A 26427-nucleotide genomic window follows, 5' to 3' on the forward strand; every position below is an offset into this window, starting at 1 on the left:
ACGAGGCCGTACGGATGTGCGGGAGGAGAGGGGCCGGCGGCGGGACGCGGCACGTCCGCCGGCCCCCGGTCGCCGGGGCGTCGGCCTTGCGGGGGGCCGGATCAGCCGTTGCCGATCTCCTTCCACTCCGCCTGGGCCTTGTTCAGCTCTTCGGCGATCTTGTCCAGGAAGGCCTTGGCCGTGACCTTGCCGAGCAGCAGCTTCTGGAACTCCGGCTCGTTGTCGGCCTTGCTGATGTTGTTCCAGTCGGGCAGGTAGTACGGCAGCTGCACGATCTTGGTGGAGCCGTCGGTGAGGGCCTTCGCGGCGAGCTCGGTCGGCTCGGCCGCGCTGATCCACGGGTCCTTGGCGGCCTCGGTGTTGGCCGGGATGGCGCCCGCGGACTCGTTCCACTTGCTGTTCGACGCGTGCGAAGCGGCGAACTCGATGAACTTCCAGGCCGCGGTCTTGTTCTTGCTCGACCGGAACAGACCGAGGCCGTCGACCGGGTTGGAGACCTGGACCCGGGTGCCGCCGTCACCGATCGGGTTGGGGATACCGGCGAACTTCTCCTTGCCCAGCGCCTTCAGGTGGTCCTGGTAGGAGCCCAGGTTGTGGCTGAGCATTCCGATGGTGCCGGTGTCCCACTGGGCGACCATCTTGGTGAAGTCGTTGTTGACGTCGGCGGCGGGCGTCGACTTCTTGTAGAGCGCGGCGTACTTCTCCAGCGCGGCGACGTTCTTCGGGTCGTTGAGGGTCGTCCGGTCGCCGTTCCAGAACTCCGTGATGCCGGACTGGCCGTACGCCGCGTCCATGGCCTGGGCGATGGAGCCGGCGCCGCCGCGGATGGTGTAGCCGAACTTGTTCTTCTTGCTGTCGGTGAGCTTGTCGGCCGCCTTGTAGAAGTTGGCCCAGGTGGTGGGTGCTTCGAGGCCGGCGGACTTGAACAGGTCGGTGCGGTACCAGATCGCGCCGTTGTTCGCGGAGGTCGGCACGGCGAACATGTCGTCGCCCCGGCCGCCGGCGTCCTTGACGCTCTCGGCCATGCCCTCGACGAGCCTGCCCTTGAGGGCGGAGTCCTCGATCCGGTCGGTGAGCGGTTCGAGTGCCTCCTGCGAGACCATGTTGGCCAGGTAGGCCGTGCCCACGCCGCCCACGTCCGGCAGTCCGCCGCCCGCGATGGCCGTGTCGTACTTGGACTGCACGTCGGCGATCGGGATCGGCACGTACTTGACCTTGATGTCCGGGTTCGCCTTCTCGAAATCCTTGATGATCTCGGTCCAGACGGCGGTGCGCGGACCGCCGTTGTTGTCCCAGAAGGTGATGTCGCCCTTGCCGCTGCCCTCGGTGCCGCTCCCGCTGCCGTCGTCACCGCAGGCGGTGGCGGTCAGGGCGAGTACCGCCGCGACGGACACCGCTGCCGCGGCACGCCCCCGCTGCGTCTTCGAGATCTTCATGGTCGGCTCTTCTCTGTCGGTTGTCCGTGTGAAGGGGTGCTCTGCGTGGGGGGGGGCTTCGTGCGGTCAGGCGGTGGTGCGGAATCCGGTGAAGCAGGCCGTCCCGGCCGGCCCCGTCCCGGTGGGTGCGGTGGCGAACAGTCCGAGCAGGGCGCCGACCCAGCGCCACGGCTCCGCCGCGAAGACCTGGCCCGAGGGCCTGAACCCGGTCCCGTCCCCGGTGTCGGCGTGGAAGCGGCAGCGGGCCCCGGCCCCGACCTCGATCCGCAGCCGGGCCCGCCCCTCGGGGGCCGGTCTGCTGTGCTCGGCGTCCCGTTCGTGCTCGGCGACCGTCTCCGCGTACCGGTGCACGAGCCGTACGCCCCCGCCGTCCGACCGCTCCAGGCCGATCCAGCCGAACGCGTCCCCGAGCACGGCCAGCCCCGCCTTGGCGCCCGCCACCTCACTGCCGAGGCGGACCTCAACCTCGGCCGTGAACGTCTCGGCGGGCAGCCGCTGGACCAGCACATGGGGCAGGGCCCGCAGGTCGTGCGCGTAAGCGGTCCGTACGCAGCTGAGCCGCAGCCCGTCCCCGCCGTGCTCGACGGTCCAGCCGGGGCGGGGGTTGGCGGTCCACTGCCACTGCCGGCCGTACCGGCCGCCGGGGAAGCTGTCGCTGCTCGCCGGTGCCTCGGCGGGCTGGCGGGGCACGGCCGGCTTCGGGTGCACGGACACGGGTTCGCCCGCGTCACCGATGACCGGCCACCCGCCGTCGTCCCAGCGCATCGGCTGGAGGTGGACGACCCGCCCGTACGCGCCGCGCTCCTGGAAGTGCAGGAACCAGTCCTCGCCCGCCGCCGTGCGGACCCAGCCGCCCTGGTGCGGTCCGTTGACCCCGGTACGGCCCTGGGCGAGGACGACGCGTTCCTCGTACGGTCCGAAGAAGTCGCGGGAGCGGAAGGCGCCCTGCCAGCCCGTCGTCACCCCGCCGGCCGGGGCGAGGATCCAGAACTCGCCGTCGTGCCGGTAGAGCTTGGGGCCCTCCAGGGTGAACCAGCCGAGGATCGTGTCGGCGTCGACCAGGGTCCTGCCCTCGTCGAGCAGCTCCCGGCCGTCGGGGCTCATCCGGTGGCCGGTGAGCCGGTTCTTGATCCCGGAGCGGGACTTGGCCCAGGCGTGCACGAGATAGGCCTCGCCGGTCTCCTCGTCCCACAGCGGGCAGGCGTCGATCAGGCCCCTGCCCGCCTTCAGCAGATGGGGAGGGGTCCACGGGCCCCGGATGTCCACGGCGCTGATCTGCTGGATGCCGTGGTCGGGGTCGCCCCAGAAGATCCAGAACCGTCCGGCGTGGTGCCGCAGCGACGGCGCCCAGACCCCGCGGTCGTGGCGCGGCACCGCGAAGTCCGCGGCGGGTTCGAGGCGGTCCAGGGCGTGGCCGACGAGCGACCAGTTCACCAGGTCGCGCGAGTGCAGCAGCGGCAGTCCGGGGACCCGGCCGAAGCTGGAGGCGGTGAGGTAGAAGTCCTCGCCGACGCGCACCACGTCGGGGTCGGACCAGTCGGCGTTCAGCACCGGGTTGCGGTAGGTGCCGTCACCGAGGTCGGCGGTCCAGGGCCGTCCGCCGGAGGTGCTCACGCGGTCACCGCCCGGCGGACGTGGGCGGCGGCCGCCGCCCGGTCGAGCCGGCCGTCGGCGATGACGGTGACGACCCGGCGCACGACGGTGGCGCCCGCGGGGACGGGGAGCCGGTGGGCGGCGGCGAGGGACGAGCCGACGCCCGGGTACTCGGTGGTCCGCACGAACCACGGGTCCCGCCGGGTCTCCTCGGTCGCCCCCGCGAACACCAGCGTCCAGCCGTCGCCGCTCATCGCGATCCAGTCGGCGGGGCGTCCGTGTACCGCCTCCTCGCCGTCCCCGAGGCCGCTGAACACGGCGGGCGCGGAGGGCTCCTTGGGCGCCCGCCAGAAGAAGCCGCCGTATCCGGCGCCCGGCCGGCCGTTGGTGGCGGGGCTGCCGATGGAGAGGTCAGAGGCGCCGCGGTTGGTGAGGGAGAAGGAGAAGTCCAGCGCCCAGGCGGTGTCGGAGAGTGCGGCGGTGGCGACCGTGCGGTGTTCCCGCAGGAGTTCGGTGTCGCCGGCCTCCCAGCTCAGCTCCTCGACGAAGCCGTCCGGGTCGCGGAGCTTCCAGCCGAGGTGGCGCTGGACGCCGTGGTTGTCGAGCGCGGTGGGGCCCTGGTCGCGGACGAAGGTGCGGCCGCCCCAGAAGTTGTGCCCCGCCACGTCGGGCACGGCGACGGAGGTGCCGAGGTGGTGGAGGTGGTCGGCCGGGTGCTCCTCGGTGACCGGGGTGCCGCCGAGGGTGGTGACGGGGTGGAGGTAGGGGCGGCCGTCGGGGGCGGGGAGATAGGTGTAGCGGCCGACGGGGCGGCCGGCGCAGCTCAGGAGTGCGGTGGTCGTCACGGTGAACTCACCTCGGTGGGGAGCGCCCAGGGGACGCCGAGTTCGGAGAAGAGCGTGAGGGTGTCGGCGCCCGCCGCGACGGCCGCGTCGATGCCGCGCACCACCCGGCGGGTGCCGCCGCCGGTGAGGGCGGGGGCGGTGTGCCAGGCGCCGGGCGGCAGGGCGAGCGGTTCGGGGGCGGTCCGGACGGCTTCGACGACCTCCATGAACGCCCCGGTGCGGTGCGGCGGCACGAGCAGCGCCGTGCCGTGCGTCAGGTGGTCGACGAGGTTCTCCAGGAGGTCGGTCCGTCCGTGGACGGTCTCCTGCGGGCCGTGTCCGGCGCGCTGGACGAGGACCCGGTCCTGCTTGTACCAGAAGGTGATCCGGCCGCGGTCGCCGTGGACGATCACATAGGGTTCGCCGGCCTGTTCGGCGCAGAGGGTGACGGCGACGGTGACCGGCAGCCCGGACGTGGTGGTGACGCGTACGCAGGAGGTGTCGTCGGCCTCGATGTCGTGGGCGCGGAAGAGTTCGGTCTCGATCGATGCGATGTCCCGCGCCGTGGCACTGCCGGCGAGTTCGAGGGCGGTGGCGACGGCGTGCGCGAGCGGGTTGGTCAGCACCCCGTCGACCACGTCGGTGCCGCCGATCCGCCGCCGCCCGGCCCAGGACGCCCGCCGGTAGTAGGTGTCGTCGCGGACCCAGGCGCCCGCGGCCCCGTAGCCCCGCACGGTGCCGACGGCGCCGGTGCGGACGAGTTCCCGGACGGCGGGTACGGCGTGCGAGCCGAAGGACTGGAAGCCCACCTGGCAGGCGATGCCGGCGTCCCGTACCCCGGTCAGGATCCGCTCGAAGTCGGCCCGGGTCGCGGCGGGCGGCTTCTCCAGCAGGAGGTGGACGCCGCGTCCGGCGGCGGTGAGCGCCAGCTCCGTGTGGGTCTGGATGGGGGTGCAGATGATGGCGGCGCGGGCCCCGGTGGAGTCCAGGAGCGCCCCGAAGTCGGCTGACTGCTCGGGGAGTTCGGCGGCGAAGGCGGCGAGTTCGTCCGCGCGGAGCGGGTTGAGTTCGCAGACTCCGGCGAGCCGGACGAGGCCCTGGTCCTGGAGGCGGCGGATGTTGGCGAGGTGCCGGCGCCCGTGGCCGCGGGCGCCCGCGAGGACGATCGGCAGCGGGACGGGACGGGTGGGTGTGGGGCTCATGCGCGTCAGCCCTTCACGGCGCCGGCGCTGAAGCCGGTGATCAGCCACTTCTGGATGAAGGCGAAGACGATCACCACGGGGACCGCGGCGATCACACCGCCCGCGGCGAGCGCGCCCAGATCGACGCTGTCCGCGCCGATGAGGGTGTTCAGGCCGACCGGGATCGTCTGCTTGTCCTGCTCGCTGAGGAACATCAGGGCGAACAGGAAGTGGTTCCAGCTGTGCACGAAGGCGAACGAGCCGACCGCGATCAGCCCCGGCCGCAGCAGCGGCAGCACCACCGCGCAGAAGGCGCGGAAGCGCGAGCAGCCGTCCACCCAGGCGGCCTCCTCCAGCGAGACGGGCACGTTCTTGATGAATCCGCTGATCAGGATGATCGACAGCGGCAGCTGGAAGACGGTCTCCGCGATGACCACGCTCCCCAGGGAGTTGATCATCTGGAGGTTCTTGAAGATCTCGAAGAGCGGTACGAGCATCAGCGCGCCCGGGATGAACTGCGAGCAGAGCAGCGCCAGCATGAAGGCGTTCTTGATCTTGAAGTTGAACCGGGCGAGGGCGTAGCCGCCGGCCAGGGCGACGAGCGTGGTGGTGATCAGGGTGCAGACCCCGACGATCATGCTGTTCTGGAAGAAGACGGCGAAGCTGCGCTCGTTCCAGACCTTGTCGAAGTGCTCCCCGGTCATCGGCCACGGCACCAGCGAGGTGGACCCGGCGGGGCGCACCGCGAACAGGAACATCCAGTAGAACGGGATGAGGGTGAAGACCAGGTAGATGCCGAGCGGTACGTAGATCTGCCAGCGCGGCACCTCGTCGAAGGCGCGCTCGCGTCCGGGCTTGCGGCGCAGGTGCGCGGCGGCCGGCCGGCTGCTCGGGGCGGGCGGGTGTGCGGAGCCGGTGCCGTTCTTCTCGGCCAGTGCGGCAGTCACTTGTGGTCGCCTCCGAACTTGCTCAGGCGCAGATAGACGATCGAGCAGAAGAGGAGGATCACGAAGGCGACGGTGGTGAGCGCGGAGGCGTATCCGAAGTCGTGGCCCTCGATGCCGGTGTTGGCGACGTAGAGCGGGAGGGTGGTGGTCTCGCCCGCCGGTCCGCCCCCGGTGAGGGTGTAGAGCAGGTCGACGTTGTTGAACTCCCAGACGCCGCGCAGCAGGGTGGCGAGGATGATCGCGTCCCTCAGGTGCGGCAGCGTGATGTGGAAGAACTGGCGCATCCGCCCGGCCCCGTCGACGGACGCCGCCTCGTACAGCTCCTTGGAGACGGACTGGAGGTCGGCGAGGATGAGGATGGCGAAGAAGGGGACCCCGCGCCAGAGTTCGGCGACGGTCGCGGCCCAGAAGACGGTGCCGGTGTCGGAGAGCACGGAGGTGCCGTAGTCGCCGATGCCGGCGTCCGCGAGGTAACGGCTGAAGCCGGTCGAGGAGTTGTAGAGCAGGATCCAGATGGTGCTGGTCAGCACGCCGGAGACGGCCCAGGGCGAGAAGACCATGGCGCGGGAGATGCCGCGGCCGATGAAGGTCTGGTTGACGATCAGGGCGAGGGCGAGGCCCAGGGTGAGCTGGAGCGCGACCTGAGTGACCACCCACTGGGCGCTGAAGCCCAGGGTGGTCCAGAACTGGTCGTCCTCGGTGAAGATCCGGGTGAAGTTGTCGAGGCCCGCGAAGCCGTTCCGCCACGGCTTGGTGACGTTGTAGTTCTGCAGGCTGTAGTAGAAGACGCTGATCACCGGGTAGGCGATGAAGCCCAGCATCAGCAGCCCCGCGGGGGCGATCAGCAGGTACGGCAGTCGGCGGGGGCTCGCGGAGCGGCGCCTGGGCACCTTGGGCGGTGTGGCCACAGCGGCGGCTTGGGCCATGACACGTCTCCGTTCTCTGAGGTACTGGGGGTGCGGGCTGGTGCCGGGGCACTCGGCGGGGCCCGGTGATGCGTGTAGTGCGCAAGCGCTTCCCGCATGGTGTTCGGTGGGCCGGACATGCGGTGCGCGGAATTCCGGTGGGGCCGTTCAGCCGGCGTACGGGTCGGGCACTTCTCCCGGCCGGGCCAGGAAGGCGAAGTCGCAGCCGGTGTCGGCCTGGGTGATCTGGTCCTGGTAGAGCGCCCCGTAACCGCGCTCGTACCGGTTGGCCGGCGGCGTCCACTCGGCCGCGCGCCGCGTCAACTCCTCCTCGGTCACGTCGAGATGGAGCAGGCGCGCCTCGACGTCCAGGGTGATGAGGTCACCGCTGCGGACGAGGGCGAGGGGCCCGCCGACATAGGACTCGGGTGCGATGTGCAGCACGCAGGCCCCGTAGCTGGTGCCGCTCATCCGGGCGTCGGAGAGCCGCACCATGTCGCGTACGCCCTGCTTCAGCAGGTAGTCGGGGATCGGCAGCATGCCGTACTCGGGCATCCCGGGGCCGCCCTTGGGTCCGGCGTTGCGGAGCACCAGCACATGGTCCGGGGTGAGTGCCAGGGCCGGGTCGTTGATGGTGCGCTGCATCTCCCTGTAGTCGTCGAAGACGACCGCGGGACCGGTGTGGCGCAGCAGGTGCGGTTCTGCGGCGATGTGCTTGATGACGGCGCCGTCCGGGCAGAGGTTGCCGCGCAGCACCGCCACGCCGCCCTCGTCGGCGAGGGGGTTGTCGCGTTCCCGGATGACGTCGCTGTTGTGCACGAGCGCGCCGTCGAGCTGTGCGCGCAGGGTGTCGTGCGCGACGGTGGGCCGGTCCAGGTGGAGTACGTCGGTGAGCCGGGCCAGGAAGCCGGGGAGCCCGCCGGCGAAGTGGAAGTCCTCCATGAGGTACTTCCCGCCGGGGCGCAGATTGGCCAGGACCGGGACGGTGCGGGCGATGCGGTCGAAGTCGTCGAGGGTGAGCCTGATCCCGGAGCGGCCCGCCATCGCGATGAGGTGGATGACGGCGTTGGTGGAGCCGCCGAGCGCGAGGACCGTGGCGACGGCGTCCTCGTACGCGTCCGCCGTGAGGATGTCCGACAGTTTCCGCTGCTGCCAGACCAGTTCGACGATCGCGAGCCCGGACCGCGCGGCCATCCTGTCGTGGCCCGAGTCGACGGCCGGGATGGAGGAGGCGCCGGGGACGGTGACGCCGAGCGCCTCGGCCGCGGCCGTCAGGGTGGAGGCGGTGCCCATCGTCATGCAGTGGCCGGGCGAGCGGGCGAGCCCGTTCTCCAGTTCGGCCATCTCGCAGTCGCCGATGAGTCCGGCCCGCTTGTCGTCCCAGTACTTCCACATGTCGGTGCCGGAGCCGAGGACTTCGTCGCGCCAGTGCCCCGGCAGCATCGGCCCGGCCGGTACGAAGACGGCCGGCAGGTCGACGGAGGCGGCGCCCATCAGCAGCGCGGGCGTCGACTTGTCGCAGCCGCCGAGCAGCACCGCACCGTCGACGGGGTAGGAGCGCAGCAGCTCCTCCGTCTCCATCGCCAGCATGTTGCGGTAGAGCATCGGGGTCGGCTTCTGGAACGTCTCCGAGAGGGTGGAGACCGGGAACTCGAGCGGGAAGCCGCCGGCCTGCCAGACGCCCCGCTTGACCGCCTGGGCGCGGTCGCGCAGGTGGACGTGGCAGGGGTTGATGTCGGACCAGGTGTTGAGGATCGCGATGACGGGCTTGCCGAGGTGCTCCTCGGGGAGGTAGCCGAGCTGGCGGGTGCGGGCGCGGTGGCTGAAGGAGCGCAGCCCGTCCGTTCCGTACCACTGGTGGCTGCGCAGCTCCTCCGAGCTGATGCGGCCGGCCCCGGGGGTCATATGGACCACCTCGCGACCTGGTCGGCGACCTCGGCGCGCTGCGCCTCCGGCAGCACCCGGCTGGGCGGGCGGACGTCGCGGCCGCACAGGCCGAGCGAGGCCAGGGCCTCCTTGACGACCGTCACGTTGTTGGCGGACTGCCGGTCGGCGCGCAGTTCCTCGAAGCGGCGGATCTGCTCCCAGACCTTCATCGCGGCCGGGTGGTCGCCGGCCCGCAGCGCCTCCAGCATGGCGATCGAGACACCGGGGGCGACGTTGACGAGACCGGAGGTGAACCCGGTGGCGCCCGCGGAGAAGTAGGAGGGGGCGTACAGCTCGGCGAGGCCGGCGATCCAGACGAACCGGTCGAGACCCGCGTCCCGTGCGAACGCGGCGAAGCGGGCGGCGTCCGGGACGGCGTACTTGACGCCGATGACGTTGGGGCAGGCGTCCGCGAGCGCGGCCAGGGCATCGCCGTCCAGGTGCGGGTTGCGGATGTAGGGCACGACGCCGAGTCCGGGGACGGCCTCCGCGATGGCCCGGTGGTAGTCGATCCAGCCGTCCTGCGAGACGTACGGGTGGACGGGCTGGTGCACCATCACCATCTCGGCGCCGGTGTCCCCGGCGTGCTCGGCCGCGGCGACGGCGGTCGGCACGTCGTGCCCGACCCCGACCAGGATCGCGGCACGGCTGCCCGCCTCGTCGATGGTCAGCTCGGTGACGGCGCGCCGCTCCTCGGGGGTGAGCGCGTAGAACTCGCCGGTGTTGCCGTTCGGGGTGAGGATGCGTACGCCGCCGTCGAGGAGCCTGCGCAGCAGGGCGCGGTGCGCCGCCGTGTCGATGGTGCCGTCCGCGGCGAACGGGGTCACCGGGATCGCCACGACGTCTGCGAGGGCCGCCTTCAGCGGTGTGAGGTCCATACGGACAGGCCTTTCTTCGGTGTGCCGGTGGTTCACGCCGCACCGCCCCCGTCTTCGTCGTCGGGGAACGCGCGGCGGACGAACGACGCGATGTGGTCGTGCAGGGCCCCGGCCGCGGCGTCCGCGTCGTCGGCGAGCGCGAGCCGCAGGATCTCGCGGTGCTCGGCCGCCTCCCGCTCCCAGGACGGGATCGTCGCCCAGGCGACGGTCGAGACGAGGGCCGCCTGGTCGCGCACCTCGTCGAGCATCCGGGCCAGCAGCGGGTTGCCGCAGGGCAGGTAGAGCGCCCGGTGGAAGTCCCGGTTGGCGAGCGACCTGTCCGCCTTGTCGCCGGCCGAGTCGGCCCGCTCCAGGGCCTCCTGGGCCTCGTCGAGCGAGGCCTTGCGGGTGATGGAGCGGCGCAGCGCCTCCGGTTCGAGGAGCAGCCGCACGTCGTACACCTCCCGGGCCATCGTCGCGTCGACCAGGCGCACGATCGCGCCCTTGTACTGGCTCATGACGACGAGTCCGGTACCGGCGAGGGTCTTGAGCGCCTCGCGGACGGGGGTCTTGGAGACCCCGAACTGTGCGGCGAGCTCGGTCTCGACGAGCGCCTGCCCTGGTCTCAGCTGCGCCGTGAGGATCGCGTGCTTGATCGCCTCCAGCACGTACTGGGTGCGGGACGGAATCGGGGTGGGCGCAAAGGTCATGGGTGAAGGGCTCTCGCATCTCGCGTATCGCGTCTCATATATGACGTACGAAGTACGACGCGATGAAGCTAGAGGCGCCAGGAATGTTTCGTCAACGCTTCTGACAGAAGAACTTCACCGGACTACGACGTGTGCCGTACACGGACCGTGGCACCGGACCGTCCCGCCGAACGGCGTACGGCATCTTCCCGATGCCCCGCGAGGGCCTTAGCGGACAGCCTGGCCGCACAACACAGGCGCAGGTCAGGGAGGTTCGGTGGGCACGATGGCGGGGTCTGCGGCGGGGCGGGTACTGAGGGACCGGACGGCGGGGCAATTCCTGGCGGCGGTCGTCGTCTCCGGGTTCGGCAGCTCGGCGATGTCGCTGGCGGCCGGGATCTGGGTCAAGTCGCTGACGGGCTCGGACAGTCTGGCGGCGCTCGCCCTGTTCAGCGTCTGGATGCCGGTGCTCTTCGGTCCGGCCCTCGGGGCGGTGGCCGACCGGTTGCCCAGGAAGCCGCTGCTGGTCTGGTCGAACATCGTGACGGCCCTGCTGCTGACCACCCTGACCGCGGTGGATTCCGCGGGACGGATCTGGATCCTGTTCGCGGTGCTCCTGCTGTACGGGACGAGCTCCGTGCTGATGGACTCGGCGGAGTCGGCGCTGGTCGGGCGGGCGGTGGACGCACGGCTGCTGGGGGACTTCAACGGGCTGCGGATGACGGCGAACGAGGGCATGAAGCTGGTGGCGCCGCTCACCGGCGCGGCACTGTACGCGCGCTTCGGCGGCGTCTCCGTGGCCCTGCTGGACGCGGCCTCCTTCGCGCTGGCCGCCGGGCTCTACGGACTGCTGCGGGTACGGCGGCCCGCCCCGGCGGCGACCGGGGACACCGGGGACGGGGCGGGCGGCTGGACCGTGGGAATGCGGCAGGTGTGGGGGTCCCCGGTGCTGCGTCCGCTGGTGCTCGCCGGATCGGTCACGATGCTGTGCGCCGGGCTCAACGGGGCGACGCGGTACGCCGTCGTGGACAGGACACTGGGTCACTCCCCGGCGTACGCGGGAGTGCTCTCCGCGGTGCAGGGCGTCGGGTCCGTCGCCATCGGGCTGCTGGCCGGGCCGCTGCTGCGGCGGCTGCCGGAGCGGGTGTTCACGGCGGTGGGCATCGCCGTGTTCGGGCTGGCGGTGGGGCTGCGCGCGGTGCCGAACGACGCGGTGGCGCTGGTGGCGTGCGGGCTGATCGGGGCCGGGCTGCCGTGCGTGCTGATCGCCGCGATGACGGCGGTGCAGCGGGAGACGCCGGACGCGCTGCTGGGCCGGACGGCGGCGACCGCCAACACGCTGATGTTCGCGCCGAACGCGGTGGCGCTGGCGCTGGGCGCGGGGCTGGTGGCGGTGGTGGACGTCCAGGTGCTGCTGCCGTTGGTGGGCGCGGCGGCGCTGGCGGCCGCGCTGGTCCCGGTCACGGGCCGGCGGGGGCGGCTGACGGGCGCCCCCACCGGCCCGCTTCCGTCATCGACCGAGGCGTGAGAGCGCTCCGGCGACGGCTTCGAGGTCCGGGCCGGAGGCCAGCCCCGCGTGGTAGAGCCGCAGTTGGCCGGCGCCGAGCGAGGCCGCGTGCCGGGCGTCGCGCTCCAGGGTGTCCGGGCTTCCGCCCATCCCCCGCACCACGGTGAGGTTGGCCGCGAGCACGCCCTCGCGGCCGGCGAACGGGCCGAGCACGGCCTCGCGCGCCGCATCGGTGCCGGTGCACGGCAGCACCACCCCGTCCGCCACGGACAGGATGTGCTCCGGGTCGACGCCCACGTTCGCACCGGAGCGGTACGGCGCGGGGTCGGCGTGCAGCAGCACCTGGAAGTCCGGCGCCGCGGCCGCCCGCACCGCGGCGACCACCGACTCCTGGAGCCCGCGGGACACTTGGGCGCGCCACTGGAGGGTGGCGGCGGCGAGGCCCGCGCCGAGGAGCTTCCCGACGCCGGTCCAGCCGGTCTCCGGGGAGCCGGCACCGGCCCAGGCCGGCTCCAGCGCCCGGCGCACCGCTCGGCCCAGCTCGTCGGCGTCCAGCCCCTGGCCCGCGTACCCGGTCCGGCAGTCGGGGCAGAAGCAGAGCGACATCAGGTACTGCGCCGCGTCGCCGAGGCCGACGCCCGCGATCTTGTCGTGGGCGTGCAGATGTGCGAAGCCGTACCAGCCGCAGGACTCCAGCTCGGTGCCGTGCGTACCGCCGCGCACCGCCGCCTCCGCCGCCAGGTCCACCAGATGGGCGCGGACGCCGGGCTGCGCGATGCAGGGGGCCCACGGGTAGCGGTCGCCGTAGGCGTTGACCACGGCGATGTCCGGGTGCTCGGCGCCCAGCCGGGAGTTGTGCGCGAGGACCACCCAGCTGTGCACCTGGAGACCCGCGCCCGTCAGGGCCTCCGCGGCCTCCGCGTAGGGGTCGTCCGAGGCCACCCAGGACTGCGCGCGGGGCCGCAGCCCGTGCTCCGCCCACCGCACGGGGTCCGGCGGGTAGAGCACCGCGGCGTGCTCGGCCGTGACGATGCGGTGGCCGGGGTGGCGCGGGGTCAGTGCCCGGGTGGAGTGGTAGGCGGAGGCGAGCGTCACCTGCTGGACGCCGAGGTCCGCGACACGGGCGGCCGCGTCCGGGTCGCCGACGATGTCCCAGGGGTACAGGAAGGCGGAGGTCCTCACCCGCGCTCCCCGGTGTCGCCGCCGGCGCTCCGCTCCAGCAGCGCGCGGCCGCTGTCGATGATCGCGGTCAGCTCCTCGATGTGCGCGGCCGGCGGCTCGGTGAGCGGGCTGCGCACCTCGCCGACCTCCAGGCCCTGGAGCCGGACGGCCGCCTTGACCAGCGAGACCGCGTAGCCGCGGCCCTTGGCCCGCAGTTCGACCAGCGGCCGGTAGAAGTGGTCGAGCAGCGCGTTGACGAGGGCGTCGTCGCCCGCTTCGAGGGCCCGGTAGAAAGCCAGCGCGATATCGGGCGCGAAGGCGAAGACGGCGGAGGAGTAGAGCGTGACGCCGATCCCCCGGTAGGCGAGGCCGGTGAGCTCGGCGGTGGGCAGCCCGTTGAAGTACAGGAAGTCCCGGCCGGGCAGCCCGGTGCGGACGGCGCTGACGATGCGCTGCATCAGGTCGAGGTCGCCGTAGCCGTCCTTGAGGCCGATGATGCCCGGCGTCTGCGCCAGGGCGACCACGGTCTGCGGGGTGAAGACGGCGTTGTCGCGCTGGTAGACGATCGTCTCCAGGCCGGTGGCCGCGGCGAGTGCCGTGTAGTGGGCCAGCAGCCCCTCCTGGTCGGCCACGACCAGGTACGGCGGCATGGCGAGGAGCCCGTCCGCGCCCGCCTCCTCCGCGAGCTTCGCAAACTGGACGGCGAGGGCGGTGCCGTATCCGGCGCCCGCCACGACGGGCACCCGGCCGGCGGTCTCCTCGACGGCCGCGGCGACGACGAGACGGAACTCCTCGGGTGTCAGGGCGTGGAACTCGCCCGTCCCGCAGCAGGCGAAGACGGCCGCCGCACCGGCGTCGATGCCCTTGCGCACATGCGCGCGGAAGACATCGAGGTCGACGGAGCCGTCGGGTCCGTAGGCGGTGACGGGGAAGAAGAGCGGCCCGGCGACAGCGGTGAGTCGGGCGGCGAGTGGGGCTGAGGTCACGGGCGCTCCCTGAGCGGATTCAGGCGTGCACAATTCTGATCGACGTCCATACTTATGAACGGTGCTTACGCTAAGGCAGTGGCTCGGCGCGGGTCAAGGCGGGTTCGCACCCCGGTCCTGGGCGAGGGGTTCCGTCCTCAATCGCCGGACGGGCTTGAGAAGTGCGGGTGCCCCGCGGGGGCGCTCTGCCCGGTGGGTGGGGGTCCAGGGCCCCTCCGGGGCGTCTCCTCGAACGACGAACGTTCGGCGGGTACGCGAACGGACCCGGGTATCCGTTCGCCGTCCTGCGGGGACTCCCCTGCACGGCCCCGAACCCGGCCGCCCCACGTCTGCGGCAGTCGCAAAGCCGGCGTGCAGACGCGCACGATGCAGGGGTGGGGACGTGCAGGGGAGTCCCCGCAGGAAATGGCGTACGACCCGGGTCCCCCACGTACCCGGGTGAACACGCCATTTCTGAGGAGACGCCCCGGAGGGCCCCCCACCCACCGGACATGGCGCACCCTGCGGGGGCACCCGCACAATCAAGCCCGTCCGGCGATTGAGGACAAAGACCCGCACCCCGGAACCCCTCTTGACGCAACCCCACACCGCTCCATAACTTGTCCACGGATGTGAACCCCACCCAAGGACCCGGCGAGCGCAGCCGCCCCCGTACCGAGGAGATCCCGCGTATGCCCGCCCCCCGTACCGTCCTGCTCACCGGCGCCGCCGGCGGCCTCGGCACCCTGATGCGCGGACTGCTGCCCGCCCACGGCTACGAGCTCCGCCTCCTCGACATGGTCCCCGTCGAGGGCGAGCCGGACGCGATCACCGCCGACCTCGGCGACAAGGAGGCGCTGCGCGAGGCCGTACGGGGTGTCGACGCGATCATCCACCTCGCGGGGATCTCCCTGGAAGCCTCTTTCGACAAGATTCTCCGGGCGAACATCGAGGGCACGTACAACCTCTACGAGGCCGCGCTCGCGGAGGGCGTGCGGCGGATCGTCTTCGCCTCCTCCAACCATGCCGTCGGGTTCACCCCTCGCCCGCTCCCCGGCGACCCGCTGATTCCGATCGGGACCCCGCGCCGCCCTGACACGTTCTACGGTCTCTCCAAGTGCTTCGGTGAGGATCTCGCGCAGCTCTACTGGGACCGGCACGGGCTGGAGACCGTCTCCGTGCGCATCGGCTCCTGCTTCCCGGAGCCGACGTCCGTACGGATGCTCTCGGTCTGGATGAGCCCCGGCGACGGAGCCCGGCTCTTCGACGCCGCGCTCACCGCCGAGAACGTGGGGCACACCGTCGTCCACGGCTCCTCCGACAACACCCGGCTGTGGTGGGACCTCACGTCCGCGCGGGCCCTCGGCTACGAGCCGAGGGACGACTCGGAGCCGTACGCGGCGAAGCTCATCGCCGAGCAGGGCGAACTCGACCCGGCCAACCCGGACCACGCCCACCTCGGCGGCCACTTCTGTACCAACCCGCCCATCTGGCCGCACTGAGCAGGGAAAACACCCGCACTCGCACCGGCCGAGGTCGGGCGGGAGCGGGGGCGGACGGCCCTGCCGCCGTACGGGCGAAGCCGCCCAAAGGTAAGGGAACGGCAAAGCCGGGTCATTCGTTACCCCGTGCATGACCGCTATGACACCCGGCTCGAACATCCCTCTCTCCGCCCTCCGCGTGGCGGTGGACGTCGCCGCTCCGGTGCGGCTCGACGTGTCGGGCCTGCTGCTCACCGCCGACGGCAAGGTGCGCTCCGACGACGACTTCATCTTCTACAACCAGCCCACGGGCCCCGGTGTGACCTACCGCTCCGGCGGCGGCACCGCACCCGACGCGATCGTGGTCGACACCGCGGCCGTGCCGCCCGGCATCGAGAAGATCGTCGTCACCGCGAGCCCGGACGGAGCGGGTCAGACCTTCCAGGGCGTCGAGCCCACCGCCACCGTGCGCAACGCGGACGACGGCAGTGCGCTCGCCACCTTCACCCCGCCCCAGCTGGGCGCCGAGACCGCGCTCGTGGTCATCGAGGTCTACCGGCGGGGCGGCGCCTGGAAGGCCCGCGCGGTCGGCCAGGGCTATGCCGACGGGCTGGCGGGCATCGCCACCGACTTCGGCGTCTCGGTCGAGGACGAGCCCGCCGCCGCGCCGGCGCCGGTGGCGCCCCCGGTGACCGCCGCCGCCCCGGTGACCCCTCCCGCGCCCGCTGCTCCGCCGGCCCCGCCCGTCGCCCCTCCGACCGCCCAGGCCCCCGGCCGGATCAACCTGGACAAGGGCCGGGTCAGCCTGCGGAAGAACCAGACGGTGTCGCTGGTCAAGGGCGGCCGGCCGCTGCTCTCCCAGGTCAAGATGGGCCTCGGCTGGGAGCCCGCGTTCCGCGGCAAGGACATCGACCTGGACGCGTCGGTGATCGCCTACGGCCCGAACCGCAACCACCTGGACAGCTGCTACTTCGGCAAGCTCTCCATCCTGAACGGCGCCATCAAGCACTCGGGCGACAACCTCACGGGCGAGGGCGCCGGGGACGACGAGGTGATCGTCGTCGATCTGGGCCGGATTCCGGCGGAGGCGACCGGCCTGGTCTTCACGGTCAACTCGTTCACCGGCCAGAAGTTCACCGAGGTGGCGAAGGCCTACTGCCGGCTGATCGACGCGGCCACCGGCGACGAGCTGGTCCGTTTCGACCTGACGGGCGCCGAGCCGCAGACGGGCGTGATCATGGCCAAGCTGATCAAGCAGTTCTCCGGCGAGTGGGAGATGACCGCGGTGGGCGACTTCGTGAAGTCACGCACGGTCCGGGGCATGGTCAAGCCCGCCGCCCAGTCGCTGTAGGCCGTGTCCCCGGCCCGGGTCGCCCCGGACGCCGGTGAACGGCTTCAGGGGCACCCGGCTGGTGGCGGGTGCCCCTGAAGGCCGTCTGCGAGAGGAACAAGGCGGACACGTCGGACGCGGCGCGTGCTCGTCGCTTCTCTCAGAGCTTGGTCAGCTTGGAGTACGGGCTCAGAATCCTCCCCTGTCGCCCAGAGAAGTCGATGAGCACTGCGTCGTTGTCGCCCTCGACAGCAAGGACTCGCCCGAGTCCGAACTGGTCGTGCGACACCCTGTCGCCCACATCGAACAATTCGACCGGTGGGGCCGCCTGGGCCGGGCGGTTGAAGGGACTGGAAGGCAGGTGACGCCGGGATCCGGCTGACTGTTTCATTACCTTGAGTATGCGCCCTGGAAACGCCCGACGCCATGCCCGACCGCTCCTGGGGCCCCACTGATGCCGGATTCGTAATCAGCGATTCCGCCGCCGGCCGGCCTCCCGGCCCGCTTCCGACAAGGGCACCGCCCCGAAGCGCGGCGCCCGGCGGACCCCCGAGGTGTGGCGGTTATCGCTTTCCGACGGGGCGTGCCCGCCGCGTCGGCACGGGCCCGTGCCGACGCGGCGCGCCGGGCCGTCCCCCGGTCCGGCGTCCCCGGCCCGGCCGCACCATCACGCCCCCCTTTCGGGTGACATGCGTGCGACCGACCCGAACCACTCGTACGAGTTACTGACCCCGTCGCGGCTGACGCTTCCACGGGCCGGTGATGGCCACCATGATTCCCGGCGTCTGGATGTTGGCGAACAGCGTCTTCCCGTCGGGCGAGAAGGTGACTCCGGTGAACTCGCTGTACTCCGGCTCCTCCTCGGTCCCGGCGTTCAGCTCGTTGCGCGCGATGGGGTAGGTGCGGCCGCTCTCGGTGGCCCCGAACAGGTGCTGGACGCCCTCGCCGTCCTCGGCGATCACGAGGCCGCCGTACGGCGAGACGGTGATGTTGTCCGGGCCGTCGAAGGCACCGTCCACGGAGGGGTCGGCGTTGACGCCGAGAAGCACCTTCAGCGTCAGTGTGCGGCGCTTCGGGTCGTAGAACCAGACCTGGCCGTCGTGGTGGACCGGGCTCTCGTCACGGGCGAACGAGGAGACGATGTAGGCGCCGCCGTCTCCCCACCACATGCCTTCGAGCTTGCGGGCCCGGGTGACGGCCTTGTCGCCGAACTGCTTGCGCACCGAGACGGTCCTGGCGTCGCGGTCGGGGACGTCGACCCAGTCCACGCCGTAGACCGTGCCGATCTCCGTGGCGCGCGAGAGGTCGTCGACGAACGTGCCGCTGTGGTCGAAGCACTTGGTGGCCTGGAGGACACCGGCGTCGGCGGCGAGCGTGCGCAGCTTGCCCCGGCCGTGCCGGAAGCCGTGCGGCGGGACCCAGCGGTAGAGCAGCCCGTTGGGGCCGGACGCGTCCTCGGTGAGGTAGGCGTGGCCCTGCTTGGGGTCGATGACGACGGCCTCGTGGGCGTACCGGCCGAACGCCTTGACCGGGCGCGGGTCGCGGTTGGCGCGCTTGTCGTACGGGTCGACCTCGAAGACGTAGCCGTGGTCCTTGAGCAGCCCGTTCTTGCCGGCCTTGTCCTCGGTCTCCTCGCAGGTGAGCCAGGTGCCCCACGGGGTGGCTCCACCGGCGCAGTTGGTGGACGTGCCGGCGATGCCGACCCATTCGGCGGTGCGGCCGTCGCGGCGGGTCTCCACGACGGTGCAGCCGCCGCCCGCGACCGCGTCGTAGACGAGGCCCTCGGTGAGCGGGACCGGGTGCTCCCAGTCGGTGCGGACGCCGGCCAGCTCGTGGTTGTTCACCAGTAGGGTGACGCCGCGGGCGCCCTCGAAGGCGGCCGTGCCGTCGTGGTTGGAGGGGGTGTACTCGCCGCTCTCCAGCTTGGTGACACCACTGTGGGTGATGACCTTGTACGAGAATCCGGCGGGCAGCGCGAGTATGCCCTTCGGGTCGGGGAGCAGCGCGCCGTAGCCGGGCTCGTGGCTGTGCCCGTGGCCGTGTCCGTCGTGACCGTGGTCGTCGTGGCCGTGCTTCGGGTCACCGGCGGCGAGGGCGCCGGGCGCGGTGGCCAGCGCGGCTACGGTTCCGGTGAGGGCGATGCCTGCACCGGTGAGGGCGGACTGCCTGCTGAATTCCCTGCGCGTGAAGGCCATCACGTACTCCTGATGCGGCTGGGTCGGTTGTTGGCGGGATCACCGTCCCGCGCCGACGCCAACACCAGTTGAACTGAGGGCGACTTCCGGGGAATGCGTTCCGTGAACTTCCCCGGCGGCGGGGGCGGCCCGCCCCCGCCGCACCGCCCCCGCCCGGCTCAGCCGGCCGAGCCGCTCCGGGACCGGGCCTTGAACGCCGCCTTGCGGGCGTCCTTCGCCAGCTTCTTGTCGCTGTGCAGCCGGCCCATCGCCTCAAGGACGTCCGCCGTGGCCGGGTGGTCCACCCGCCACACCTCGTCGAAGAAGCCGCTGTGCTGGCCGGACAGCCCCTCGACCAGACCCTGGAGCTCGTCCAGGTCGCCGTCCGCCTCCAGTTGCGCCGCGATCGTGTCGACGGCGAGCCAGAAGATCATCGACTCCGGCGGTGCGGGCACACCGGCGGCGCCCAGCTCCGCGAGCCAGACCCGGGCGAGGCCGCCCAGCTCCGCGTCGTCGAGCACCGCGCGCACGGCGGGCTCCGCCTCCGCGCCGACCAGGGCGAGCGCCTGCTGGCAGTGCAGCCGGCGCAACGGTGCCTGCGGGTCCTCGCCGCGGGCCGCGTCCAGGAGCTCGGCGGCCGCTCCGCCCTCGCCGCGCCGGGCGAGCCACAGCTCGACCTCGCTGCGGGCCGCGTCCTCGGGGTAGTAGGCGATGCCGCCGAGGAGCGCGTCGGCGCCCTTGTCGAGGAGGTCCCCGATGGCGGGGGCCTCCACGCCCGCGTCCAGCATCCTGGCGCGGATGCCGTACAGGCCGAGCGGGGTCAGCTTCACCATCCCGTACCGGGTGACGTCGTCGTCGTCGGCGGGCGGGGTGGCGTCCTCGCCCTCCTCGGCGAGCAGCGCCTCGTCCACCGGCTGGTACTCGACGATGCCGATGGGCTCCAGGACCCGGAACTGGTCGTCGAGGCGCATCATCGCGTCCGACACCTGCTCCAGGATGTCGTCGGTGGGCTCGCCCATGTCGTCGGGCACGATCATCGACGCGGCGAGCGCGGGCAGCGGTACGGGTGCGTCGCCCGCGGCGCTGTCGGAGACGGTGAGCAGGTAGAGGTTGCCGAGCACGCCGTCGAGGAATTCGGCCTCGGTCTCCGGGTCCCAGTCCAGGGCGTCGAAGTCGATCGACCCGTCCTCGTTGACGAGGTCGGCGAAGTCGTCGAAAAAGGGGGCGGTGGCATCGGCGTGGGCGGCCTCCAGACCGTCGAGCCAGATCGCCAGGACGTCCTGCGGTGAGCCGCCGGTCAGCAGGGCCAGGTTCTCGCCCGCGGTGACGGTGCCCTCCGGCTCCTCACCGAAGCCGTCCTCCTCCCCAGGCTCCGTTCCAGGCTCCGCCTCTCCGTCCGCCGGGTCCTCGACCTCGACGAGCCCGGTGTCGACCGCGAGCCGCCAGGCCTCGCTGGCCTCCGCCGCGCCGTCCTCGTCCGCGGTGAGGCCGAGGTGCTCGGCCGCCGCGGGCAGTTGCGCTTCGACGAGCTCGCCGCCGGCGCCCACCCTGGTGCCGGGTCCGGCCCAGCGGGCGAGCCGGACGGCGCGGGCGAGCAGCGGCGCGGCAAGCGCGTCCCGTGCCAGCTCGGCCTCGGTGTGCAGCCGTACCGGCGGCAGGGTGGGGCGCTCTGCGGACATCAGGGGGGTCTCCTAGGAACGTACGGGGCGCACGCGTCGCCGGGGCCGTGGCTCCGGGCGCGTACGGGGACAGGCGGCCCAAGCGTAGACGCATTTCGCCGCACGCCGCCCGGGACCCGGGCAGGTCCACCGCCGCCCGCCCGCCGGGCCCCGGCGACGGGCGGCCGCACCCGCGCGATCACCGCCCGTGAACCACCGGTCGCAGGCTGAGCGCGGGGGTGTAGCGGCGCACACCGCCGCCGGTCACCCCGGGGTAGTCCTGCACCCGTTCCCACTGCGGTGTCCGCGACCCGACCCCGTTGCCGGGAGCGGCCAGCGCGTCGATGTGGGCCCGGGCGCTCACCCATTCCGCGTAATTGAGCACCCGGGTTCCGTCGGTGCTCACATGGAAGTGCCCGCCGATACCGCCCGGTGCGGGCGCCGGGTCCGTCCCCAGTGCCTCGAACACACCGTCCACCCAGTCGCGTTGGCGGGCCTTGTCCGCCCCCTCGAACTCCACGTCGACGATGACGACGCACCCCGGCTCCCGCCCGTCCGGACCGCCGAGCGACGCGGAGCGGTAGAGCTCGTACGTGTGCGGCGCGATCCGCTCGATCCCCGGCACGGCCGCGTCGATCTCGGCGTTGCGGGTGTCCCGGCCGGCCCGGACGAAGGCCCGGTAGCTCTCCTCGTCCGGCCACTGCGAGTAGTGGAAGAGCGTCCTGCCGTCCTCCCCCGCGTGGACGGTGTACGAGAGCGGGCCCGGCCGCGGCCACTCCCGGGCGGCCCAGGCGTCTCGGATGGCCTCGACGGCGAGCCGCTGCCGCTCCGGTGTGCCGACGTCCCAGGTACTGGCCTTGACGATGCCCGCGTCCGCTCGGGTGAAATCGGGCCTGGACACGAATTCGACGCTCATGGCTGCTCTCCTCACCGGCGCTCCCCTGCGGTGCGCCCGTGACAGCCACCCTGTGACGTCAAGCGCGCTTGAGGTCAACTGCGGCCCGAGCTGTCGTCGTTAGGCTGACGAATCGGACAACGAACGGAGTACCGGATGTCGCTGCGGGTCGAGGCCATCACGCGCGAACAGCACCTGGCGTTTGTCGCGGAGCGGGGCTCCGCGAGTCATATGCAGGTCCCCTCGTGGGGCGAGGTGAAGCCGGACTGGCGCGCGGAGAGCATCGGCTGGTCGCGGGACGGGCGGATCGTGGGCGCCGCGCTGGTGCTGTACCGGCCGATCCCCCGGGTGAAGCGGTATCTGGCCTATCTGCCGGAGGGGCCGGTCATCCCGTGGCACGAGGGCGATCTACGCCCCTGGCTGGATCCGCTGGTGGCCCATGTCAAGGCGCGGGGCGCGTTCACGGTACGGATGGGCCCGCCGGTGATCGCCCGCCGCTGGGAGGCGCAGACCGTCAAGGACGCCATCCCCGATCCGGCCGCGCGCAGGCTCCGCGACGTCGAGCCGGACGTGAGCGAACCGGGGGCCGCCGAACTGGTGGCCCAGCTGCGCCGGCTGGGCTGGCAGCAGGGCGAGGACCGCGGCACGGACGGCTTCAGCGCCGGACAGCCCCGGTACGTCTTCCAGGTGCCGTTCGCCGGACTGTCGCTGGAGGAGATCCGCGGCGGGCTGAACCAGCAGTGGCGGCGCAACATCAAGAAGGCGGAGAAGGCGGGCGTCAAGGTGGTCGAGGGCGACCACGACGACCTGCCGGCCTTCTACGAGCTGTACCGCGAAACGGCCGAGCGCGACCGTTTCATCCCCCGCCCGCTCGACTACTTCCAGCGCATGTGGACCGCGCTGCGCGCCGAGGATCCCGACCGGATGCGGCTGTACCTCGCGCACCACGACGGGGAGGTCCTCTCCGCGGCGACGATGCTGACGGTCGGTACGCACGTCTGGTACTCCTACGGCGCCTCCACCAGCCGCCGGCGCGAGGTGCAGCCCAACAACGCGATCCAGTGGCGGATGATGAGCGACGCGCACGAGCGGGGCGCGGCCGTCTACGACCTGCGCGGCATCACCGACACCCTCGACGAGGGCAACCACCTGATGGGCCTGCTGCGCTTCAAGGCGGGCACCGGCGGCCGGGCCGCCGAGTACGTCGGCGAGTGGGACTATCCGGTCAACAGGCTGCTGCACAAGGCGTTCGGCCTGTACATGGCCAGGCGTTAGGCCGGGTCCCACCGCGGGTGCGCGCGGGCGCCTGCGACCGTGTGACGGGCCTCCGGGCGGACGGCGACGCGCTGGGCCGCGGTGGTTGCCGCGCACCCCGGAGTGGTACGCGTGCCGGCCGGTCATGTCCACCGCCCGGTCACCGCCGCCTTCGCGGGCCGGCGGGTGCCGGCCACGCGCCCAGCACCCGCAGGCAGAGCGGCCCGGCATTGCGTGACGCCGTCCCCGGCCGTCTGCCCGAGCCGATGCCGTTCCTGCCGCATCTGCTCGCCGGCGGTGCGTGGGTGACCCACACCGTGCCGGTCGGCCATGGGGCCGGGGTGCTGTCCGGATACTGACGCTCCCGGCCACCGTGCCAGAATCCGGGGTGTGAACCTGCGTACCGCCACCCGCCAGGACCTGCCCGCCGTACTCGCCCTGCTCGCCGACGAGGACATGGTCGTCGACCCGGCCTCTGTCGTCGTGGACGAGGCCTACGAGAAGGCGTTCACCGACATAACGGACGATCCACGCAACGAGATCCTGGTGCTGGTGGACGGCGGCACGGTGATCGGCTGCCTCCAGGCGACCTATGTCCCGGGGCTCGGCAAGCACGGTGCCGAGCGGGCGCTGATCGAGGCCGTGCGGATCAGGCCGGACCGGCGGGGCGGTGGGCTCGGGCGGGAACTGATGGAGCGGGCCGTCGAGCGGGCCGAGCGGCGGGGTTGCGCGCTGGTCCAGCTGACCAGCGGCAAGAACCGGACGGATGCGCACCGGTTCTACGCCTCGCTGGGCTTCGCCGCCAGCCACGAGGGCTTCAAGCTCGCCCTCTGAACGGGCCCGTCCGCGAAGGTCACTCGGCCGTCGAGGTCCGCCAGCCCGTCATGTTGAACTCGTCGAGCAGCCGTACGTCGCTGCCCTCCAGCGGGAAGGTGCGCGCCTCCAGGCCGGGCGCCGGGGCGATCTCCAGCGCGTCGCCCTCGATCAGGTCGCCGCCGGTCGGGGTGGAGACCCAGGCAAGGAGCGACCGCATGGTCTTCCCCGGGGCCAGCATGACCTCTTCCGGGCCCTTGTCCTGGCCCATGTACGACGAGCCCGGGTTCACCTTCACCGGCAGCGCGTCACCGTTCTCGTCGAGGGCCTGGACCGAGGGGTAGCCGTCGACCCGGACGGGCTTGCCGCCGCAGTTGGTCAGGGTGAGCCCGACGGCACGGTGGCCGAGGGCCGCCTCCACCGGACCCATGTCCACGACGAGGCCCGAGTCCGGGCAGCCGGTGGCGGAGGGCGCCGGGGTCGGGCGGACGGGCGCGCCCGGACGCACGGCGGGCGGGGAGGCGATGTCCAGGGGGGACGGTGTGGTCACGTGCACCCCCGCGGAGGCGGTGTGCGACGGGCTCGGGCCCGCCTCCCCCTCCCCCGCAGGCACGAGGAATCCCGCGCACCCGGTCAGCGCGAGCGTTCCCGCCACGGTCAGCGCCGCCGGGACGGCTCTCCGCGTCCCCGTCCCCCACAGTGCCCGCACGCCCATGCGTCCGCCCCCCACGTCAGCCCGCCCCGATGTGCGGCCGATCATGCCAGAGCACCGGATTGTTGAGCCCTCCTTCAGCTTCACCCGAAGAAGAACTAAGTAGACCTTCACGGTCCGGTGGGCGGACACTCCGGACATGACGCCTCCCGCAGCACCCCGCCCGCGCCCCTTCGGCCGCGCCCTCTGCGCCATGATCACCCCGTTCACCGCCGAGGGAGCCCTCGATCCGGACGCGGCCGCCGGGCACGCCGCGGCACTGGTCGCGGCCGGCTGCGACGGCCTGGTGCTCAGCGGCACCACCGGCGAGTCCCCGACCACCTCCGACGCAGAGAAGACCGAGCTGCTGCGCGCGGTGCGGGAAGCGGTGGGCGCGCGGGTGCCGGTGGTCGCGGGTGTCGGCAGCGCCGACACCCGGCACACCGTGGAGCTGGCCCGGCAGGCGGAACGGGCGGGCGCAGACGGTCTGCTGGTGGTGACCCCGTACTACAGCCGGCCGCCGCAGGCCGCCGTCGAGGCGCACTTCCTGCGGGTCGCCGGGTCCACCGGCCTCCCGCTGATGCTGTACGACATCCCCGGCCGCACCGGCACCCGCATCGAACCGGACACGGTGCTGCGGCTGGCGGAGCACCCGCGCGTCGTGGCGGTGAAGGACTGCTCGCAGGACCTGCTGGGCGCGACGAGGGTGATCGCCGCCACCTCGCTCGCGTACTACTCGGGCTGCGAGGAGCTGAACCTGCCGCTGTACGCGGTGGGCGGCGCGGGCTACGTCAGTACCGTCGCCAACGTGGCGCCCCGCCGGCTGCGGGCCGTGCTGGACGCGTTCGACGCCGGGGACACCGCCGGGGCGGCGCGGCTGAACGGGCTCCTGGCGCCGCTCGTCGAGCTGATGATGGCGTCCGGGCTGCCCGGCACGGTGACGGCGAAGGCGCTGCTGGACGCGGGCCCGGTCCGGGAACCGCTGCAGCCCGCCGGGCGCGAGGCGGCCGACGGGCTGCGAGAGGCGTACGAGGAACTGCTCGTTGCCGGACGTTCTTAGTCGTTGCTGTGCAGGACGTCGTTGAGGCCGTCCCAGACCGCGTTGTTCGGGCGGGCCTCGACGGTGCCGGTCACCGAGTTGCGGCGGAAGAGGATGTTCGAGGCTCCGGAGAGCTCGCGCGCCTTGACGACCTGGCCGTCCGGCAGGGTGATCCGGGTACCGGCGGTGACGTACAGACCGGCCTCGACGACGCACTCGTCGCCGAGCGCGATCCCGACACCGGCCTCCGCGCCGACCAGGCAGCGCTCGCCGATCACGATGCGCTCCTTGCCGCCGCCGGAGAGGGTGCCCATCGTGGAGGCGCCGCCGCCGATGTCGGAGCCGTTGCCGACGACGACCCCCGCGGAGATGCGGCCCTCGACCATGGAGGTGCCGAGGGTGCCGGCGTTGAAGTTGACGAAGCCCTCGTGCATCACGGTGGTGCCGGAGGCGAGGTGCGCGCCGAGCCGCACCCGGTCGGCGTCGGCGATCCGGACGCCCTTCGGTGCGACGTAGTCCGTCATGCGCGGGAACTTGTCGACCGAGGTCACCTGGAGGTGCAGGCCCTCGGCGCGGGCGTTCAGCCGCACCTTCTCCAAGTCGTCGACGGCGACCGGCCCGAGCGAGGTCCAGGCCACGTTGGTGAGGAGACCGAAGAGGCCGTCCAGGTTCTGGCCGTGCGGCCGGACGAGGCGGTGCGAGAGCAGGTGCAGCCGCAGGTACGCGTCGTGCGCGTCGAGCGGCTTGTCGTCGAGCGAGCCGATGACCGTGCGCACGGCGACCACCTCGACCCCGCGGCGGGCGTCCACGCCGATGGCCTTGGCGGCGCCCTCGCCGAGCAGGTTGACGGCACGGTCGGGGGTGAGCCGCTCGGTTCCGGCCGGGCCGGGCTCCGCGGTGAGCTCGGGCGCGGGGAACCAGGTGTCGAGAACGGAACCGTCGCCGGCGATGGTGGCGAGGCCGGCGGCGACGGCGCCGGTGGTACGGGTGGAAGTCGTGTCGGTCATGACCAGAACCTAACCGGCCGGGGGCCGCCCCGGCGAACCGGTCTCGGCCTCCGGGCGTCGCGGCGTCCGGACTCCGGCACGGGAGCGGCGGCCG

General features: G+C 72.4%; 24 protein-coding genes. 7 read left to right on the forward strand and 17 right to left on the reverse strand.

The genetic code is table 11. From position 1 onward, the window contains the following. Positions 1-101: 101 nt before the first annotated feature. The 9 genes from ACIO3R_RS04065 to ACIO3R_RS04105 form a co-directional block, all read right to left on the reverse strand. The gene (locus ACIO3R_RS04065; RefSeq protein WP_385038220.1) at positions 102-1436 is read right to left on the reverse strand and encodes an ABC transporter substrate-binding protein; all 1335 of its coding nucleotides are present in this window, start codon (positions 1434-1436) and stop codon (positions 102-104) included. 66 nt (positions 1437-1502) lie between these two features. Further along, on the reverse strand, positions 1503-3050 hold the full coding sequence (locus ACIO3R_RS04070) for a family 43 glycosylhydrolase (protein ID WP_402103109.1): 1548 nt from the start codon (positions 3048-3050) through the stop codon (positions 1503-1505). Next, a complete protein-coding gene (locus ACIO3R_RS04075) occupies positions 3047-3874 on the reverse strand; it encodes a PmoA family protein (protein WP_402103112.1) in 828 nt (275 codons plus the stop codon). The genes ACIO3R_RS04070 and ACIO3R_RS04075 overlap by 4 nt, the downstream gene beginning before the upstream one ends. Continuing rightward, entirely contained in the window at positions 3871-5055 is a 1185-nt protein-coding gene (locus ACIO3R_RS04080; RefSeq protein ID WP_402103114.1) for a Gfo/Idh/MocA family protein, read from the reverse strand. Before ACIO3R_RS04080 ends, ACIO3R_RS04075 begins: the two co-directional genes overlap by 4 nt. A gap of 5 nt (positions 5056-5060) precedes the next feature. Then, positions 5061-5981 (reverse strand): carbohydrate ABC transporter permease, encoded by a 921-nt coding sequence (locus ACIO3R_RS04085; RefSeq protein WP_385038232.1) that lies wholly within the window; start codon positions 5979-5981, stop codon positions 5061-5063. Beyond that, positions 5978-6907 (reverse strand): sugar ABC transporter permease, encoded by a 930-nt coding sequence (locus tag ACIO3R_RS04090; RefSeq protein ID WP_363028451.1) that lies wholly within the window; start codon positions 6905-6907, stop codon positions 5978-5980. The genes ACIO3R_RS04085 and ACIO3R_RS04090 overlap by 4 nt, the downstream gene beginning before the upstream one ends. A gap of 147 nt (positions 6908-7054) precedes the next feature. Continuing rightward, positions 7055-8791, reverse strand: a complete 1737-nt coding sequence (gene araD / locus ACIO3R_RS04095; RefSeq protein ID WP_385038236.1) for an L-arabinonate dehydratase — start codon at positions 8789-8791, stop codon at positions 7055-7057. Next, complete coding sequence (locus ACIO3R_RS04100) at positions 8788-9690, reverse strand: dihydrodipicolinate synthase family protein (RefSeq protein ID WP_402103117.1); 903 nt, start codon at positions 9688-9690, stop codon at positions 8788-8790. Before ACIO3R_RS04100 ends, araD begins: the two co-directional genes overlap by 4 nt. A 32-nt stretch (positions 9691-9722) precedes the next feature. Next, entirely contained in the window at positions 9723-10379 is a 657-nt protein-coding gene (locus ACIO3R_RS04105) for a GntR family transcriptional regulator (protein ID WP_362961775.1), read from the reverse strand. Positions 10380-10644: 265 nt separating this feature from the next. Between ACIO3R_RS04105 and ACIO3R_RS04110 the strand changes: the two genes are divergently transcribed. Next, a complete protein-coding gene (locus ACIO3R_RS04110; RefSeq protein ID WP_402103120.1) occupies positions 10645-11886 on the forward strand; it encodes an MFS transporter in 1242 nt (413 codons plus the stop codon). Here ACIO3R_RS04110 and ACIO3R_RS04115 read toward each other — a convergent pair. Next, the gene (locus ACIO3R_RS04115; protein ID WP_402103123.1) at positions 11869-13047 is read right to left on the reverse strand and encodes a hypothetical protein; all 1179 of its coding nucleotides are present in this window, start codon (positions 13045-13047) and stop codon (positions 11869-11871) included. The genes ACIO3R_RS04110 and ACIO3R_RS04115 overlap by 18 nt on opposite strands. Beyond that, positions 13044-14012 (reverse strand): 5-dehydro-4-deoxyglucarate dehydratase, encoded by a 969-nt coding sequence (locus ACIO3R_RS04120; protein ID WP_385038251.1) that lies wholly within the window; start codon positions 14010-14012, stop codon positions 13044-13046. The genes ACIO3R_RS04115 and ACIO3R_RS04120 overlap by 4 nt, the downstream gene beginning before the upstream one ends. Positions 14013-14683: 671 nt before the next feature. On the opposite strand from ACIO3R_RS04120, the gene ACIO3R_RS04125 reads away from it, so the two are divergent. Together ACIO3R_RS04125 and ACIO3R_RS04130 are read left to right on the forward strand one after the other, a co-directional pair. Further along, positions 14684-15493, forward strand: coding sequence for an NAD(P)-dependent oxidoreductase (locus ACIO3R_RS04125; RefSeq protein WP_363031538.1), 810 nt, complete (start codon positions 14684-14686; stop codon positions 15491-15493). A gap of 139 nt (positions 15494-15632) precedes the next feature. Beyond that, complete coding sequence (locus ACIO3R_RS04130) at positions 15633-16823, forward strand: TerD family protein (protein ID WP_402104197.1); 1191 nt, start codon at positions 15633-15635, stop codon at positions 16821-16823. A gap of 139 nt (positions 16824-16962) precedes the next feature. Here the strand turns inward: ACIO3R_RS04130 and ACIO3R_RS04135 are convergent, their stop codons facing one another. From ACIO3R_RS04135 to ACIO3R_RS04150, 4 genes are all read right to left on the reverse strand, one after another. Next, positions 16963-17193 carry a hypothetical protein gene (locus tag ACIO3R_RS04135; protein WP_037711258.1) on the reverse strand — a complete coding sequence of 77 codons (231 nt, stop codon included), beginning with the start codon at positions 17191-17193 and terminating at the stop codon, positions 16963-16965. A 331-nt stretch (positions 17194-17524) separates the two neighbouring features. Next, positions 17525-18997: an alkaline phosphatase PhoX gene (locus ACIO3R_RS04140; RefSeq protein WP_402103126.1), complete on the reverse strand. Its 1473-nt coding sequence runs from the start codon at positions 18995-18997 to the stop codon at positions 17525-17527. Positions 18998-19155: 158 nt separating this feature from the next. Next, a complete protein-coding gene (locus tag ACIO3R_RS04145; RefSeq protein WP_402103129.1) occupies positions 19156-20655 on the reverse strand; it encodes a hypothetical protein in 1500 nt (499 codons plus the stop codon). A 178-nt stretch (positions 20656-20833) separates the two neighbouring features. Next, on the reverse strand, positions 20834-21550 hold the full coding sequence (locus ACIO3R_RS04150) for an antibiotic biosynthesis monooxygenase (protein ID WP_402103131.1): 717 nt from the start codon (positions 21548-21550) through the stop codon (positions 20834-20836). Positions 21551-21685: 135 nt separating this feature from the next. Between ACIO3R_RS04150 and ACIO3R_RS04155 the strand changes: the two genes are divergently transcribed. The 3 genes from ACIO3R_RS04155 (at position 21686) to ACIO3R_RS04165 (ending at position 23617) form a co-directional block, all read left to right on the forward strand. Further along, positions 21686-22804 carry a lipid II:glycine glycyltransferase FemX gene (locus tag ACIO3R_RS04155; protein WP_402103134.1) on the forward strand — a complete coding sequence of 373 codons (1119 nt, stop codon included), beginning with the start codon at positions 21686-21688 and terminating at the stop codon, positions 22802-22804. A 209-nt stretch (positions 22805-23013) separates the two neighbouring features. Beyond that, positions 23014-23142 carry a hypothetical protein gene (locus ACIO3R_RS04160; RefSeq protein ID WP_402103137.1) on the forward strand — a complete coding sequence of 43 codons (129 nt, stop codon included), beginning with the start codon at positions 23014-23016 and terminating at the stop codon, positions 23140-23142. A gap of 31 nt (positions 23143-23173) precedes the next feature. Next, positions 23174-23617, forward strand: a complete 444-nt coding sequence (locus ACIO3R_RS04165; protein WP_385036284.1) for a GNAT family N-acetyltransferase — start codon at positions 23174-23176, stop codon at positions 23615-23617. Positions 23618-23636: 19 nt separating this feature from the next. On the opposite strand, the gene ACIO3R_RS04170 is transcribed toward ACIO3R_RS04165, so the two are convergent. Further along, positions 23637-24311: a DUF4232 domain-containing protein gene (locus tag ACIO3R_RS04170; protein WP_402103140.1), complete on the reverse strand. Its 675-nt coding sequence runs from the start codon at positions 24309-24311 to the stop codon at positions 23637-23639. Between the two features lie 136 nt (positions 24312-24447). On the opposite strand from ACIO3R_RS04170, the gene dapA reads away from it, so the two are divergent. Beyond that, on the forward strand, positions 24448-25347 hold the full coding sequence (gene dapA / locus ACIO3R_RS04175; RefSeq protein ID WP_385352680.1) for a 4-hydroxy-tetrahydrodipicolinate synthase: 900 nt from the start codon (positions 24448-24450) through the stop codon (positions 25345-25347). On the opposite strand, the gene dapD is transcribed toward dapA, so the two are convergent. Further along, positions 25344-26333 (reverse strand): 2,3,4,5-tetrahydropyridine-2,6-dicarboxylate N-succinyltransferase, encoded by a 990-nt coding sequence (dapD, locus tag ACIO3R_RS04180; protein ID WP_385036286.1) that lies wholly within the window; start codon positions 26331-26333, stop codon positions 25344-25346. The genes dapA and dapD overlap by 4 nt on opposite strands. Between the last annotated feature and the right edge of the window lie 94 nt (positions 26334-26427).

Origin of the sequence: Streptomyces sp. NPDC087428 (assembly GCF_044744085.1) — a bacterium.
GTDB lineage: Bacteria > Actinomycetota > Actinomycetes > Streptomycetales > Streptomycetaceae > Streptomyces.